The following is a 16,908-nucleotide window of genomic DNA, read 5'->3' as shown; positions in this document are numbered from 1 at the left end:
GAATCGTCATTGAATAATTTTACCATTTCATCCATAAAGATAGCGTGACATATATCACTACCATATAATAGCAGGGGCCTTGAGTACGAGAGTCTAAAGACCTATGAAGATAGAGATATTTTCGTCATATGGGTCTTAGAGCTTGTTAGTAGACGCGATATTCACAGACTTCCCGAAAATTACAGCCTCCACAGGCTCGTCTTGAGGGCATTGGCGTAAAATATGTCATAGGCTTGGGCCGATTGTAGTATTCATCATCCAGACACGACTTCATCTCATCGAGGTCTCTTCCCACTTGTATTTCTACACGCTGAATGTCTTCGCTGGTCGCCTGATAAGTCTCCTGCTCACCTGTCGCCAGATATTCAACACGGAGTTCTATGTCCTGTAAGGGAAGATTATACGTATCTCTTACATAAGCAGCATACAGATAGAGCTGATCTGTGAAATCCTCTTTCTTGCCCGTCTTCCAGTCCACGATAATCATGCGACCGTCATTCCGCCGATACAGCAGATCCATCTTTACAAACGTCTTAGTCTCATGCAGCAGCATGGTGTCCCACTTCTCCACCTCTACAACCTGGCTTCCACTCCGCTGCAGCTCAGACCAAGTCTCGGAGGTATATAGATGCTGAATGACCGCCCCAAGGCGCTCCTTAATCACCATGATTCGTTCGCGGAGCTTGTCCTCTTCCTGGTAATACATTTCGGCAAGCATCAATCTGCGCTTGGGCTGTAACAGCCACGCCTCTACATCCTTTGACTCCTGATAGCCTTGATTGAGCATATCCTTCATCGCCTGCTGTAGAAAGGCCGTTCGAGGCACTGGCTTACCCTGATCAAGCGCCTGCACAGCTGACTGACACATTCGATGCGTGAGATCCCCGAACCACAGATACAGGTTGCTGAGCTGTTTGAGACGATATAATTCCACCTGCTCTGGGGTGGACTGCTGCGGATTCCAGCCATTGTGCGAGCCGTAATAATGATAGTAATACTTGCGAAGGCACTCATTGAACATATTCGCTCTGGACTGGGAATAGGACCAAGGCGGGTACATGACCACAACAACCTCTCCTCTCTCAAAAGTCAGTGTTCATACGACGAAAAAGGCAGCCCAGACAGAAGTTCTCTGTCCGAGCCGCCCTCTATTATACTATAGTACAGCTACACTGTAGTACATCAACGGTTATTTACGCTCCAGAATCATCATGCCATCCTCATCGATCTCCAGGGTAGCTCCTAGTGCCTGTGCTCCTTGACGAATCGGAATGTACATGTCACCATTCTTATCGGTGTAGATTGGTGTTGGCAGAGCAATCGTTTGACCATCAACGATGATCTCCTTCGCTCCATTCTTCAGACTAATGACCGTTCCAGTAATATCATCAGTCATCAGAACTGCCTTGGCATCTGCATCCCACTTCAAATCAGCATCGAAAGTATATGCCAGATCCCGAACCGACACGAGGTTCGTGCCATTGCGGTTAATGACCCCATATTCCTCTTCAGGGTAGAAGTAGCCATACTTCTGGGTGATCTTCATCGTATCCTTCAACAAAGAATAGATGTAGGAATTGCTGTCAAAATTGCGAAGCATGTTGCCTGGAGTTGTTGACGAGCTGTCTTCCAGGGTAATCACACCAGCAGAGGTATCAATCTTGGCTGCGGTTACTGCACCATTCACATTCCAGATTTCATTCTCGCTAACAAGGCTTGCAGATGAGATCGGAACCCCCTGGTTAGCAGGCAGAGCCACGACCAGCTCCGTCCGATCCTTGCGAATGTTCAGGTTGTTGTCAAAGTACAGCTCAGTGCTCAGCTTCGTGTTCGGTCCCAATACCGTCTTGAGTTCAGGTACTTGGGTATACATGAGGGTCACACCTGCGTCGTACTGTTGAATCAGTTCATCCAGAACCGTCTTCACCTCAGCATAAGCTGCGTCAATTCCCGCTTGTTTGTCTGTACGGTATTGCTGCAGAGGACCTTCCGTAACCTCTTCGCCCATTGATGCAGTTACGCTGGATGCAACCTCCAGCACTTGACCGATAAGCTCTTTCAGCCCTGTCTCATCCTTGGACAGGCTTTCCAGCATCGGCTTAACGAGTTTAACAGCCTCTTCGGCACTGATCTCTGCCTGCAGCTTGGTCAGTTGCAGCTTCTCACCGTATACCTCTTCGTTCACGGATTGAACGGTGATTTTGGATGGATTCGGAGCGTGCTCAACGAACAGACCAGCCGCATCCTTCACCAGCTCAACGATTTGTTCCTGGAACTCCTTCTGATTCAATCCCAGCTCAGCCAGCATAGGGTCCTGCGTCATAGGTATGTATAGCGGCTTCTTGGCCCCCTCAACTAGCACAGTTACACCTTGCGTATCCACAGCCATCTCAAATGGAAGACGGACATCTTGAACAGCCAGCACCCCTTTGGCAGAAGCTACCTCCTGGGATTGGGCCTTCACTTCATCAAAGGACAGACTGATGGAATTAATAAGATCAATAATTTCCTTATCCCCGGCCGTGATTCCCGCTGCTGGTTCCAAGTGTAACGAAATTGTCGAGCGAGATTCCGAGCTCTTTACATCAATGCTCCCTAACAGAGCCTTGTTCACATCCAGACCACCTACCGCCTGACACCCCGTCAAGACGATCAATAACAGCACCAACGGAGCTGCAAGCCACTTTTTAATCTTCAATGCGATTTCTCCTCCCTAATGAACATTTTACAATGCCAGTAATAATTTCCCTCCTATTATCTCAATGTTAGCTGCATTTGTAAATCAGCCTTAAAGAGAGTAAACACTTACATACGATAGGGTCCTTGGTCCTAAATTAGTACGATTCAGCTTTCACCTTGGAGCATTCGATGAGCGAGCAGCGCCATCTCTAGACAGCGTCGTTTATCCGCCTCCATGTAGCCTTCACCGAGAATTTCCTGGATTTTGGACAAGCGATTGTAGAGGGTCTGCCGATGGATGAATAGCCGATCAGCGGTATCTTGCTTGGAGCCAGAGCAATTGAGGTACATCTCCAGCGTATCCATAAGCTGCATATGGTGCTCCAGATCGTAAGCGATCAACTCGCCGATATGATCCTCTACGAACATTGTCAAAAAAGGGTTGCGTGGAATTGCCTTCAGAAGCTGATAGATCCCAAGCTGTTCATAGAACAATACATTTCGCTTTCCCTTCACGCTTCGGGCGATCTCAATCACCTGATAGGCTTCCTCAAAGCCCTGATTCGCCTCCAGTGCACGAGATCTGCTGCGGCCAAAGCCTGCATGGATTCGAACTCCTTCCAGCTGCTTCTCTGCATAATTGCGCATACCCTGAATCAATTGAGCTAACACTTCGCGAATGTGCACAATTGATTTGGGGGTAAGCGCCTCTCTTGTGCACAGCAAGTAGACCTGATTCCCCTTGGCCATAATCTGCCCGTGCAAGTTCAGCTTCTTGAGCAAGGAACGCAACAGCACCAGGAGATCCTGGTGTACGGCCTCTCTACGCACCTGGCTAATGTCCTTGCGCAGATGCTCTACCTCGATCATGCCCGCTGTGAACCAATACTGCCCTTTCGTCAAGAGACGTAATCCCATCCGACTCTGAGCCTGCTCTTCATTAGCAATTCTCCTATGAAGCAGATCCTGAATCAGCTCATTCTGATTGCGAAGGGTTCGTTCCTCCAAGAACTGTGTGCGCAGCACCAGTGTGGCAGCCGCCCTTGACGTATGATCCAGAAGCAGTGACATCGACTCCTTCAGAGTCTCATCCGCTTGAATGAAGATGCCGACAGCCGAGAATACTTGACCGAAGCAGACTACAGGGGAGAACAGGATGGATGTATGCTCGTTAAGCCTGAATACGGAGTGCGCTTCCCGATCCGACCCCAAAGCCCCCTCTACCTCCTGTGAATATAGCTGTTCCAGACGTTCGGCAAGCCTTGCATGAATAGAAGGGACAAAACGGTTCCCATCAATAGTGGACATATAGACAACCTGCCGCGACACATATTCCTGAAGCAGACGAAGGATTGCTGTCATATCAGAGCTACGCAGGGTCTCTGTCTGTAGCTTTCGCGAGAAGCTCTCCAGATCCTGCAGTAGCAGGTGGTGACGGTTAATAAGAAGGGAGTGGATATCCTGAGTAATCTCAACAAATCTCACAGGCTGCTCAAATACAATAATCGGTAGCTGATGTGCATCGGCAAGCGACAGAATTTCTTCGGGAATCGTATCAATAGTCGTGCCAAATTCTACGCATAAGCCTGCCGCTCCTTGACGAATCAATTGCTCCATGTACTCGATTCGTTCCTTCTCATCCCGCTTCATCCAAAGACCCGTAGATAATATAAGATCATGCCGGCTTACGAACGGAGATACATGGGTAATCTCCAGTACATGCACCCAACCGACGGTGCGCTGCACGCCCTGGATTCCAGCGACCAGAACTGCTCGCTGGAATACGGGTCTCTTCAGCAGATCTGCGATGGTAAATGTATCTTTCCCGTTCATAATGACCCCCTTATGTGACATTAGTTCACATTACAAGAGGATTTTACGGCATCGCACTGGATAATTCAACAAAAAGTAACGCCCACACTGTAAATCCATTGACAGAGTGTATAGTGCCAACCGGAACAGAGACTAGTAAACTGACAGTAAATCTAACACTTGCTATGAAGAACGGGCCTGAACAACTACGAACGAAGACACCATCGGGATGAAAGGAAATGTACAACCTGCATGCCATTTTATGAATGAGGTGATTGGATTATGATTATTGGCGTTCCCAAAGAAATCAAAAACAATGAAAATCGTGTAGCCCTTACTCCAGCCGGGGCTGCACAGCTGGTGCAGCATGGACATACCGTACTGATCGAGTGTGCAGCTGGTGCGGGCAGTGGATTCTCTGATCCCGAATATGAGGCAGCAGGAGCCTCCCTCATTGATGACACAGCCGAGGTATGGTCACGTGCTGAAATGATCATGAAGGTGAAGGAGCCTCTGTCAAGCGAATATGAATATTTTCGCCCAGGACTCATTTTATTCACCTATTTGCATCTGGCGGCCGAGCCTGCTCTGGCCAAGGCCCTTACGGATCACAAAGTGACGGCTATCGCCTATGAGACTATAGAGGTGAATGACAGTCTGCCACTGCTGACCCCCATGAGCGAGGTCGCCGGACGCATGTCCGTGCAGATTGGAGCACAGCTGCTGGAGAAGCCTAAGGGCGGCAAAGGCATTCTATTATCTGGTGTTCCAGGTGTGTCGAGAGGAAAGGTAACGATTATTGGCGGCGGGGTCGTGGGTACACATGCTGCCAAGATGGCCATTGGCCTCGGCGCAGATGTTACGATGCTGGATTTGAGTCTGCCTCGTCTCCGTCAGCTGGATGATATCTTTGGTACACACATACGCACACTCGCATCCACACCTTCCAATATCGCCACTGCCGTGGCAGAGGCTGATCTGTTGATTGGAGCGGTACTGATCCCGGGAGCCAAAGCACCAAAGCTGGTGACTGAAGCGATGGTGAAGACGATGAAGCCTGGCTCTGTCATCATAGACGTAGCCATTGATCAAGGAGGAATCGTAGAGACAATCGACCATATCACTACTCATGACGCCCCTACGTATGTGAAGCATGGCATCCTCCATTATGCTGTCGCAAATATGCCGGGAGCCGTCCCTCAGACCTCCACATTGGCACTGACCAATGCCACAATGCCCTTCGCCATACGCATTGCTGATCTGGGCGCCGAGCAAGCCATTCGCAGTAATGCAGCCATTCGCAGTGGGACCAATGCCTTGAATGGCTTTATCACCTATCAGGCTGTAGCCCGAGATCTGGGATATAACTATATGTCCGTAGAGGATGCTTTGGCAACGCAGGCACCGACAGAGCAGGCCACTTCCGTTCGATAGATCACAGCTCCCCCAGTAAGATCGATCCTTCTCTAAATAAAGCATCTAAGATCTCTTGAGATGGCTAAGCCTGTCCGATTATTAAGCGGTTATGAGGCACTAATCTAGAAGTTGACTTGCAATAGATTTGCGTAGATTTGCGTAGACTTGCATAAATTTTTATAGATTTTTATAGATTTGCAGTTAAATAAAAACCGGCACGGGACAGACTTTTGTGAGCTGTCCTTTTGCCCGTTCCCTTAATAATTCTTGCACTGTCTTCATGACATGTCTTCAAGTAGTAGTAGCTACAGGCGGAAGCCAGCCTTTCACCTTCATTGATAGCAATTTCCGCAGCATCAGAGGGTTGAGATCGCTTGATAAAAAAAACACGCTCAATAAAGCGTGTAGGATTCATGCCAAGGCTTCTAAGGCAGCCGGGATCGTCCGCTCTGTCTGACGCAGTACATTTTTGCAGAGCAATTCGAACTGCTCACGCTGGGCCACTGTTGCCTCGCTGCGATATTCTTCGAACAAGGCCATGCATAGCACTAATTGCTCCGTCTGATTCAGCTCAAGCGAACGTCGGAGGCTAATCAGATTATAGTTCAAGCCCAGGGTATAGCGTCGGCTGCTCAGTAAGTAGATGCCATAATAGTAGCAGAAGCGGGCATATTGTGCTTTTTCCAGACTGCCTCCCCCTTGTCCTTCACCAGAATGACTACCAAACTCCATATCGACCAGCAGCAGCGCTAACTGCTTATCAATGCAGATCCGATGAGCGATGGCCGTCTGCACCAGCAACAGCAGCCCTTCCATAAGCTCCGCAGGCTCTCCTCCTGCCAGGAATTCAGCATATTCCGTAATCAACATCACATTCCCGCTACGTAGCTCCAGCATATACAGATGCTTCTGCGCCTGCCGAACCAACTGCTGCGCTTCCTGAAATCCACATTCATCCAGCTCTCCAAGCCCGCTGAACTCCTGGTAAGCCTGAATGCAGCTCCGCGCCTCATCCAGCCTCCCTTGCTGCTCCGCTGCAATTCCACGATAGAACAGACTTTGCCCATAGTAGACGATCAGCGGCTGAAGCTCCTTCTCCTGCAACAACGTTTGTCCAAATTCTTTTCGTTCACGGGGATTGTGCAGCATAGTCCCTGCTAACTGTTCCAGCTCACTTGCTATCGCATAGACGTCAGTCCAGCGATCCGTCATGGCAAATTGCTGACATAACATCAGTAAGGCATCTACAGCATAGCTCTCTGGCAGCTTGGTCCGGTATGGCATGAAGCGAATCGTCTCGTCCGCTGCATTGCCCTGAAGCTTGCAGGCGATGACGAAGAGACGGTAATGACTAGTGGCCAGCCTCTCCGAGTGAGCATAGCGCTCGCTCTCAGCAATGCATTCATAGAGAACTGCCGACGCGCTATACAGCTGCCCTTGATACATCTGCTCTGCCGTCTCGAAAATTCCTGGAATGTAGGACAAATCATCAGCCAGTTGATTCAGCACCCTGTGAATACAGGCTGTCTTGCCAAGCTCTGCGCATCGTAGAAGAAAAGGGCGAATTCTCCGCCAATGCGGTGCGAACTCTACCAGACATTCCTCTACATAGACGTCATACAAGTCACCCTCCATGCGTCCCATACCCTCAGTGATCCGATCCAATTGCCCGACAGATATGGGGCGCGGTGAATGTAGACTCAGGATGGAGCTAAGCGTCCCCCGATTAATCCCACTAATCTCGGCGAACTGCTCCAAGGTATAGTTCTGTCTTATCAGATGCTGCCTGAGTTCGTCACGAATCGTGGTGGTCTCAGCCATACGAATCACACCTCCAATCGGAATTTGACGAGAGAATTACACCATTTTTTTACAATAATTATATTATATTTCCTTGTTCGACAATCGTCAATCTGCACCATCACATCGCTTCAAGTCTTGTATCATAATGCTTGATCCTCACCGTATGTCGTAAGCAAAGACCCCTTTCCTTCCGCCTTACGATAACGCACGACGGTAAAAAGGGGACCTGCCTGATCATGATCAAGATGCCTCTATTCAATTCCATATCCGTTAACCATCAGGCCAGATACGCTTCCTTCACTTGATGATTGGACAGCAAGCGGGAAGCATCATCCTGCAGTATAATCTCTCCCGTCTGAATGACATATCCACGATGCGCAATCTGAAGCGCATGGTAAGCATTTTGCTCAACCAGCAGGATCGTCATCCCCTCAGCGTTCAGCTCCTGTATAATTTCGAATATTTGATCCACAAGCACAGGAGCAAGCCCCATAGAAGGCTCATCAAGCAGTAATATCTTGGGCCCCATCATTAGTCCGCGGGCAATCGCCAGCATCTGCTGTTCGCCACCACTCATCGTGCCGCCAGCCTGATTGAATCGCTCCTTCAAGCGTGGAAAATAGACAAATGCCTTCTCAATTCTCTCCTTAATCAGCCTCTTATCCTTTACGGAAAAGGCGCCCATCTCCAGATTCTCCTTCACGGTCAGCTTGGGAAAAATTCGCCTCCCCTCCGGTACATGAGCAATCCCTTCTAATGCGATGCCATAGGGCGGCTTGGACGTGATGTCACTACCGCCAAACATCACCTTACCTTTCGTCTGAACCTGCCCACAAATGGCCTTGAGTGTCGTAGACTTTCCCGCCCCGTTGGAGCCAATCAGTGTCACGATCTCACCCCGCTCCACCACTAGCGAGATGCCCTTGAGCGCCTGTATACCACCGTAATAAGCTTCCACCTGCTCCATCTGCAGCAGACTCATACCGTCACCTCTTCCTCTACAGCGCTTTTTCCGAGATAGGCCTCAATCACCTTCGGATGGGAGCGAATATCTGCCGGACCACCCTCGGCAATCTTCTCTCCATGATCCAGTACCAGGATATGCTCGGACAACTCCATAACCAGCTTCATATCATGCTCAATCAGAATGATAGCTATGCCTAGCTCCTCTTGTATGCGGCGAATGAGCTGCGTTAGCTCCACGGTCTCTCTCGGATTCATCCCGGCTGCCGGTTCATCCAGCAGCAGCACCTTCGGTCTGGCCGCCAACGCTCGTGCGATCTCCAGTCGACGCTGAGCACCGTAGGATAGACTGCTAGCCTCATCGTTATACCACGGGGCTAGCCCCACATATTCAAGCAGACGGTAGGCCTCCTCTTGCGCATACTGCTCCTCATGCCGGACACGGGCAAGATTCAGCAATGTACCGACAATTCCCGTCCTGAGGTGAATATGCATCCCCACCTGAACATTTTCCAGCACCGTCAATGATCCGAACAGACGAATATTCTGAAAAGTACGCGCAATGCCTTTGCCCGTAATCCGGTCAGGCTTCACATTCACAATCGATTCCCCATCCAGCACAATATCTCCTTCATCCGGGACATAGATGCCGGTTATCATGTTGAAAAATGTTGTCTTTCCTGCTCCATTTGGGCCGATTACAGCCGATATTGTCGCATCCGGGAACTCAAAGTTCACCCCATTCACCGCCAGCAAGCCGCCAAATTGCTTCTTAAGGTTTTTAACTGCTAATATCGACATTGCTCTCCTCCTTCCTAACCTTATTCAGGTAATGTCGCCTTGCTAGAGACTGGGTGTACGCTGGATTCCCGCTTGCCTGGTACCGACACCTTACGGTTCTTGGCTGAGATCAAACCATGCGGCCTGTAGATGGCCACAAGAATCAGAATAGCTCCAAAAATAAAGCGCTGCATCTTCGCCGGAGATAAGGCATTCGGAATCTCTACGATCCCCTTGTTGGAGAGCTGGTTCAGCCAGCCTGTGAACTCCGTCAGCACCTGCAGATTCAGAATAGTGACCAGCGCCGCACCTAGAATGACACCAGGGACGCTTCCCATCCCTCCCAGTACCACCATGACTAGAATCGTCGTCGATTCAATGAGTGTGAAGCTCGTCGGGTCAATGAAGGTCTGCTTGGCTGCGAACACGACCCCCATCATCCCGGAGAAGGATGCACCAATTGCGAAGGCCGTAAGCTTCGTACGAATCAGCGGAATCCCCATGGACTGAGCGGCAATCTCGTTCTCACGGACGGCTTTCCAGGCGCGACCGAGGCGTGAATGCTCAAGTCTTCTCACTGCGAAGATGACCACGGCCAGAATCCCTATGACAATGAAATAAAATTGATGCGGGAACGTAAATACATATCCGAACATCACCGGGGGTTGAATAGAGGACAGCCCGAGCGCTCCGTTCGTAATATTCACTGGCTTTTCCATATTATTGAAGATAATACGGATGATCTCTCCGAAACCCAAGGTCACGATGGCCAGATAATCTCCTTTTACCCTGAGCACAGGTAGCCCTAGCAATATTCCGAAGATCCCCGCCATGAAGCCACCCAGTAGAATAAAGATCCAGAAGCTTGTGCCATCGAGCGGAAAGAAATCGCCACGGATAAAATTATTAGCCTGCCCCGTAGCGAAAATGCCGTAGGTATAGGCCCCAACCGCAAAGAATGCAACAAAGCCCATGTCCAGCAGCCCAGCGAACCCGACGACAATATTCAGCCCCAAGGCCATAGCAATATAGATTCCGCACTGTGTCGCTACCTCCATGTAGGATTCGTAAGCAGGTCCGCCCGAGCTGGCAAACGGAATAATCAAGATCAGCAGCACGCCGGCAATCGCCCATTTCATCCCGTTACTGAAGGTTGTGTAGTACAACATGAGCAATGAGCCTAGCAGCAGCAGGAAGGAGGCAACCGATTTGTCCATGAAATAGACTCCCGAAGCTGCCAGCGCTACAAAGACGATCAGAATTCCAGCCTGTATAGGCCTGCTAGCTTGAATTAAGCTTGTAATCATGCTTTGAATTCGCTTCATACAGTCCACCTACACTTTCTCTTTGACTGCTCTGCCGAACAAGCCTTCTGGCTTGAAGATCAGCACGACAATGAGGATCATGAATGCGAACACGTCCTTGTACTCCGCACCGAAGTTGCCGCTCGTCATCAGACCCAGATTCGAGGAGGCGAACATCTCCAGCACACCAATAACCAGACCACCAAACATCGCTCCCCGAATGTTACCAATACCGCCGAGTACAGCCGCCGTAAATGCCTTCATTCCCAGAATAAAGCCGATATAAGGATCAATCGTGCCGTACTGCTGGGCGAACAACACACCTGTCGAGCCTCCCAGAGCAGAGCCGATGAAGAAGGTAAGTACGATGACCTTGTTCACATTAATGGACATCAGCGAAGCCGTCTCCCGATCCTGGGCAACCGCCCGCATGGCTACTCCCCACTTGGTATGATTCACGAACAGGTCGAGCCCTACCATCAGAAGAATGGCCACAATCAGGATAAACACCGTATTCGCCTTGATCGTCGCATCTGCAAATACACTGGAGATCGAGGAAAGCTCCAGATTGAAGCGTTCCGAGAAAAGCGTCGGGGTGCTCACCACGAAATTCCCTGTCTTCAGCTCCGCGATAAAACGAATCACATCCTGCAGCACGAAGGATACCCCAAAGGCAGAGATTAACGAGATCAGCTTGGGGGCCTTTCTCAAGGGCCTGTAGGCTATTCGTTCAATACCGACCCCGAGCCCACCGGTAATCAGCATCGCTACCACAATAATAAGAATGTAGAATAGCCAGGACGGTATTCCCTGCATCCAGCCAAAGGCTTGGAACATGAACAGTACCGCCGTGCCCACGAATGCGCCTGTCATAAATATTTCGCCATGAGCAAAATTAATCAGTTCCAGAATTCCGTACACCATGGTGTATCCCAAGGCAACGACAGCATAGATCGCCCCAAGCGCCAGACCATCAATTAATACCTGTGGCAAAGATTGCAGCATGCTCCCTAACATAGTTCTGCTCCTTTCGACAAATGCAGTAACAGCCAAGGGAGGACGGCCTCCAATCGGCACGAACCCCTTGGCTGCAAAATGCGATGATTATTTACTGTTCTCAATCTCCGAGATCATCTCACCCGGGTAAGCTGCATCTTTGAACTCGTAGATAAACACCTTCGCATACGCATTGTCACCAATGTCATCAAATGTGATCTTGCCTGCTACACCCTCAAACTCCTTCGTTGCCCGAACCGCTGTGCTGACTGCTTCGCGCGTAGGAAGCTTGCCACCATTCTCATCAATGCCCTTCTTGATGGCTTCAAGCAGTACACTCATGGAATCGTAAGCATATACGGAATATCCCTCTGATTTCTTTTTGAACGTCTGTTCATACTTGTCAGCCCATTGTTTGCCGCTGTCTGAATTCGTAATATCCCCGGCAACCGAGCTGTATAACGCACCCTTGACGTCTGCACCTGCAACATTAACCATACCCGAAGAATCCAGCGCATCTCCACCCATCAGCGGAGCTGTAATCCCCTTGTCGCGTGCTTGCTTGACCAGCAAGCCGCCTTCAGCATACATACCCCCAAAGAAAATAAAATCAGGCTTCTGGGCAGCTACGATATTAAGAACGCCGTTAAAGTCTTTCTCACCAACCGTAATTCCTTCATATCCCGAAATGTTAGCCCCAAGACCTTGGGCCGCATCACGGAACGCCTCCGCAAGCCCTTGTCCGTAAGCCGTCTTATCCTGAACCACGAAGATATTCTTCGCTCCGACCGTATTCACTGCATAATCGGCAGCAGCCGGGCCCTGGAAGTCATCACGGGCTACCACCCGATTCACAACCTTCAGCTTGCGGTCGGTGACGTCCGTTGCTGTACTGGCTGGCGATATCATGGCAATATTGTACTTCTCATATATAACGGAGGAGGGAATGGTAACGCCTGAATTCAGGTGGCCGATTACCCCAAGTACAGCTTGATCAGCACCGATCAATTCTGCATTCGCGACCCCCTTCTTGGGATCTCCTTGATCATCATACGGCACTAGCTCCAGCTCATAACCAAGAGCACTGAATTCTTCCTTGTGATCGTCCAAGGACATCTGCGCTCCAAGCTTGATTGCCTCTCCTTGAACAGAGCTTCCGCCCGACAGCGGAGACTGGGTAGCAATCTTGATAACCTGCTTGCTCCCACTGCTGCTTGCAGGCTCAGATGCTGCAGGGGTAGCCTCATTACCACCAGCCCCTCCGCAGCCTGCGAGCAACGCCGTAATCAGTGCTAACACGGTCCATACCTGTCCCTTGAACTTCACTGAGATTCCCCCTAATGAGTTTTGTGAAACTTTGTGCTGTTTCACGTTAGTTTATTTAACATTATGTGGTATGAATTATACAATTAGTATACACAGATTCCTGAGGTTGGGCAATTACCTTTTTCAATTATTGTTGCAAAAAAATAATTATAACCGCAAAAAATATTAGTTTTCTACCATTTTTCTCTTAATTTATTTACATTTTGAATGTTAAATTGAATTAATATATGCTTTTTAAACTAATCTGTATGATATATGTCTTACAGCAATCAAGGAGTTTTTCGAGTTAAGTAAAGTAACACAGATACGTAACGTATCACTTCTTGTCGTTTTTTATTTGCACATAGCAAAAAAAAGATGACCTCTGAACCAATCAGAGATCATCGCTGGTATTCCATTATAACAAACTCTATTGACGTACTTTCACAGACAACAGACTGCTTTAAGCTGAATTTATCTTGCGATATGCAATGGGTCAGCGCTCAAGAAATGCAGTCAGCTCTGGTGTCACATCCTCTGCGAACAGTACGTAGAAATTCTCCGTATTCTGAACCAGCATTCGAAGTACATAGGCTGTCCGCGGATCAGCAGGATCATAATCTCTTCTATGGTCCAGAATATATTGCATCATCGCGTCGTCCCGAGCTTCCATCAAGGATATTGCATTCGATTGCTTGAAGAGCTCATATGGCGGCAGCCACTGCTGAGACATAGCTTCTGCACTTGCTGAAGTATACTTCACAACCTCAATATTACGAATGTCCTCAGGCTGAAGAGCGACCTCTTGTGCAACTCCGTGCTCCTCCATCCAGGCACTCAGCTTGCTGAAGCTAGGCTTCCACTGCAAAGTTATCCTGTTCTGGTCCTCTTCTTGTTTTTCCTGTCCTTTCCACGACAGTTCAATATTTGCACGGGGCCGAATGCTATCACTCATCACTTCATAATCCATCGCCAGATATTCCTCAGTCAGCACCTGCATCAGCTCACGAATCTCGTCTTTGCCAGACACTATGGCATATTTGTTGTAGCTGTCAACAGATTCAATGGTGACACGATCCGGCAGAACCTCCAGCTGTTGCAGGCGATACCGTTCCTGCTTATAAGCGGGCATCTCCATAATCGTCTTCAGTTGCTCCCTCATCTGCTGCTCAGGTACCGTATAAGCTCTCAGCATCGTCTCTCCATTTTCTAAATGATAGGAGATGACTACAGGTCGACTTTCTCTGCCCGTTATTCGACGTTCATCAGGACGCGTGGTAACAATCTCTCGGTGCAGGCTCAGGACAGCAGCCGTATATTCTTCATTTTGCACATAGGGAATGTCCTTACTATCTTTGCCATCTTGGTTGTATGGATGTAAATATTCCCCGAAAAATACGCCGTCCACCGTAGAAGCTGCTGGTATTCGACTCTCATAGCCAGTCCACGGAGAGACAGGAATATAGAGCAGGAGTCCAATAACAGCTGTATATACGGCAGACTCCACAAGCATCCTGCGGCCCCAGATCTGCCACGACTTGCGAAGCATCATCTCGGCAGCGATGTATCCGATCACCGCGCCAAGCACGTATCCGAACAACGTCCATGACAGACTCCCTCGTGATTGCTCACTGAAATAAAATCCCACCACCATCATGGCACACAGGACTACCCCTGCCTTAAATACCGGGTGAAAGTAAGTAAACACGACGGCTTGTGACGCCTTCTCAATATGTCTTCTCTTGTACAGCAGGAATGAGAGCGCGACGAAGATCACACATAATCCAATATATATGAGCAGGTCGATCCAGGTTAATGGTAAATAATAAGCGGAGAATACTGTGACTAGCGGCGATAGCCTTTCAATCTTCACACCCAGCAGATTGACATCTGGATACCCGAAGATGAACTTTCGCAAATATAACTCTATCAACTCCACCCATAGGGCAGGAAGAAGCAATAAAATACTGACTACCACCGTCTGGAATATAGACTGTCCTACGCACATCCCAACGAATATAGTAAAGGCAAGCAGGAACAGTGACACCATACTCGCGGTAATTCCCCAATACCATACATCTGCACTTTCAAAAAGATAAGCTAGCTGCTCGTTGCCTGTCATCAGTATCATAATGCCTGTGGTCAGACATACGGGTACCAGCACAATAATACTTCCGCACAATAGCTGATTGGTCAGCATTTGGCTCCGACGTAGCGGGAGACTATGGTAGAGATCAGCAGCGGCCCTGCTCTGCAGGTATCTGGTTATGAACACGCCGGTTATAACAGGAAATACGACCAAAATGAGAGCTTGGAGAGCATCCTGTATGACAAAGAGATTATCGAGCTGCTCCCTTGCAATCCTCCCCTCCCAGTTCACAGCTAGTACGAGTTGGATCGGCAGTACGAAAATAAGAGCGAGCAGATACAGGATGCTGATCCACCCGTGCTGTCTCAGATTCTGACGAAACATGCCACGATTAAAGAAGGATCGGTTGGATGTCATACCCGGCGTCCCCCATTTCATAGATAAATATTTCTTCCAAAGTTAGCGGAAGCAGGTCCATAACCAGAGGCTGATAGGAGGCGAACACCTTCTGAATAGGAACCTGATCACCACGAACGATATAGAGCAGGACTGTACCACGTTGTTCTTTATGTAAAATATCTAGCTGCTGCTCTAATTCATCAAGACGAGTGCCTTCCTTGAAGGCCACCTGGATTTTGTGAGTATCTCCTCGCAGATCATCGATCTCCTTGTGAAGCAAGAGGCGCCCCTTGTGCATAATGCCTACGTGATCGCACATATCCTCAATCTCTCGCAGATTATGGGAAGAGATGACAACAGTCATCTGACGCTCGGCAGCATACTGGAACAGCAGGTTCTTCATATGTCTGCGCATCACCGGGTCAAGACCATCAATAGGCTCATCCAAAATGAGTAGATCCGGGGAACTGCTGAGAGCCAGCCAGAAGGCTGCCTGACGGCGCATCCCCTTGGACATACGATGCAGCTTGCGACGAGGGTCCAGCTTGAATATGCTACTGAGCTGACTATACCTCTCCTCACTCCATGACGAATAGAGCGATCGGTAGAAATCCGCCATCTGGCGCAGATTCGATTGTGGAAAAAAGTACGGGCTATCTGGTACAAACATCACCCGCCGCTTCACCTCGGGCTGCTCGTAGATCCCCTGGCCCTCCAACGTAATCGTTCCCTCATCAGGTCTGATGATTCCTGCGAGCATCTTCAGCAAAGTCGTCTTGCCAGCTCCATTCGAGCCTAGCAATCCGAAAATAGATCCCTGCTGCACCTGCATGGTCAGGCTGTCGACCGCCTTCTCGTTCTCATAGATTTTGCTGACTCCACTAATATGAATCACCGTGCTTCCCCCTTCCGTCCCGAAGCTGAGATGCTTCCGCATATAGCTGCAACAGGTCCTCTCTCGTCATTCCCAAGAATATAGCCTCCTCCATCAAAGTAAGCATATGCTTCCGTATTTCTTCCAGCTTGGCTCCTTGGGGCAGCTCCTCCAACGGGGATACGAAGCTGCCTTTGCCAGGCACGGAATAAATATACCCTTCCCGCTCCAGCTCACGATAAGCCTTCTGAATCGTATTGGGATTCACCGTCAATTGTGAGGACAAGACGCGTACAGACGGAAGCTGTTCATCCGGTGCCAGGGCACGACTGACAATCAAGGATCGAATTTTATCCATTAGCTGCTCGTAGATGGGCTTCCGACTGCGGACATCCAATTCAAACATACACTTCCTCCTTTCGGTTAAAGTTCATGATCCCATTTCATATGCTCCCCAGTTTTCTTTATCTCTGTCATCTGTACTAACT

The 16,908-nt window shown here is 49.2% G+C and carries 14 protein-coding genes; 1 reads left to right on the top strand and 13 read right to left on the bottom strand.

All coding sequences use genetic code 11. The features are described from left to right. Positions 1–145: 145 nt before the first annotated feature. The 3 genes from MKX74_RS04750 to MKX74_RS04740 all read right to left on the bottom strand — a co-directional run bounded on the left by MKX74_RS04750 (position 146) and on the right by MKX74_RS04740 (position 4,512). Positions 146–1,066: a RecB family exonuclease gene (locus tag MKX74_RS04750; RefSeq protein WP_341177668.1), complete on the bottom strand. Its 921-nt coding sequence runs from the start codon at positions 1,064–1,066 to the stop codon at positions 146–148. 123 nt (positions 1,067–1,189) lie between these two features. After that, positions 1,190–2,698 carry a copper amine oxidase N-terminal domain-containing protein gene (locus tag MKX74_RS04745; RefSeq protein ID WP_341177667.1) on the bottom strand — a complete coding sequence of 503 codons (1,509 nt, stop codon included), beginning with the start codon at positions 2,696–2,698 and terminating at the stop codon, positions 1,190–1,192. Positions 2,699–2,844: 146 nt separating this feature from the next. Beyond that, positions 2,845–4,512 (bottom strand): PucR family transcriptional regulator, encoded by a 1,668-nt coding sequence (locus tag MKX74_RS04740; RefSeq protein ID WP_341177666.1) that lies wholly within the window; start codon positions 4,510–4,512, stop codon positions 2,845–2,847. A 261-nt stretch (positions 4,513–4,773) separates the two neighbouring features. Between MKX74_RS04740 and ald the strand changes: the two genes are divergently transcribed. Continuing rightward, on the top strand, positions 4,774–5,925 hold the full coding sequence (gene ald, locus MKX74_RS04735) for an alanine dehydrogenase (protein WP_341177665.1): 1,152 nt from the start codon (positions 4,774–4,776) through the stop codon (positions 5,923–5,925). A 169-nt stretch (positions 5,926–6,094) separates the two neighbouring features. On the opposite strand, the gene MKX74_RS04730 is transcribed toward ald, so the two are convergent. The 10 genes from MKX74_RS04730 to MKX74_RS04685 form a co-directional block, all read right to left on the bottom strand. Next, positions 6,095–6,322, bottom strand: a complete 228-nt coding sequence (locus tag MKX74_RS04730) for a hypothetical protein (RefSeq protein ID WP_341177664.1) — start codon at positions 6,320–6,322, stop codon at positions 6,095–6,097. Next, positions 6,319–7,728, bottom strand: coding sequence for a helix-turn-helix domain-containing protein (locus MKX74_RS04725; protein WP_341177663.1), 1,410 nt, complete (start codon positions 7,726–7,728; stop codon positions 6,319–6,321). The genes MKX74_RS04730 and MKX74_RS04725 overlap by 4 nt, the downstream gene beginning before the upstream one ends. 259 nt (positions 7,729–7,987) lie before the next feature. Then, positions 7,988–8,692, bottom strand: a complete 705-nt coding sequence (locus MKX74_RS04720) for an ABC transporter ATP-binding protein (RefSeq protein ID WP_341177662.1) — start codon at positions 8,690–8,692, stop codon at positions 7,988–7,990. Then, positions 8,689–9,474, bottom strand: a complete 786-nt coding sequence (locus tag MKX74_RS04715; RefSeq protein WP_341177661.1) for an ABC transporter ATP-binding protein — start codon at positions 9,472–9,474, stop codon at positions 8,689–8,691. Before MKX74_RS04715 ends, MKX74_RS04720 begins: the two co-directional genes overlap by 4 nt. Before the next feature lie 20 nt (positions 9,475–9,494). Continuing rightward, positions 9,495–10,778, bottom strand: a complete 1,284-nt coding sequence (locus tag MKX74_RS04710; protein WP_341177660.1) for a branched-chain amino acid ABC transporter permease — start codon at positions 10,776–10,778, stop codon at positions 9,495–9,497. Positions 10,779–10,787: 9 nt separating this feature from the next. Then, on the bottom strand, positions 10,788–11,774 hold the full coding sequence (locus MKX74_RS04705) for a branched-chain amino acid ABC transporter permease (RefSeq protein ID WP_341177659.1): 987 nt from the start codon (positions 11,772–11,774) through the stop codon (positions 10,788–10,790). Between the two features lie 87 nt (positions 11,775–11,861). Next, positions 11,862–13,079: a branched-chain amino acid ABC transporter substrate-binding protein gene (locus tag MKX74_RS04700; protein ID WP_341177658.1), complete on the bottom strand. Its 1,218-nt coding sequence runs from the start codon at positions 13,077–13,079 to the stop codon at positions 11,862–11,864. A gap of 475 nt (positions 13,080–13,554) precedes the next feature. Then, on the bottom strand, positions 13,555–15,564 hold the full coding sequence (locus tag MKX74_RS04695; RefSeq protein ID WP_341177657.1) for a DUF6449 domain-containing protein: 2,010 nt from the start codon (positions 15,562–15,564) through the stop codon (positions 13,555–13,557). Beyond that, a complete protein-coding gene (locus MKX74_RS04690) occupies positions 15,539–16,441 on the bottom strand; it encodes an ABC transporter ATP-binding protein (RefSeq protein WP_341177656.1) in 903 nt (300 codons plus the stop codon). Before MKX74_RS04690 ends, MKX74_RS04695 begins: the two co-directional genes overlap by 26 nt. Then, a complete protein-coding gene (locus MKX74_RS04685; RefSeq protein ID WP_341177655.1) occupies positions 16,428–16,826 on the bottom strand; it encodes a GntR family transcriptional regulator in 399 nt (132 codons plus the stop codon). Before MKX74_RS04685 ends, MKX74_RS04690 begins: the two co-directional genes overlap by 14 nt. Positions 16,827–16,908 lie beyond the last annotated feature (82 nt).

This window comes from Paenibacillus sp. FSL K6-1230 (genome assembly GCF_038002385.1).
In the GTDB taxonomy this organism is placed as follows: domain Bacteria; phylum Bacillota; class Bacilli; order Paenibacillales; family Paenibacillaceae; genus Paenibacillus; species Paenibacillus massiliensis.
This window is presented reverse-complemented; position numbering and strand designations above follow the sequence as displayed.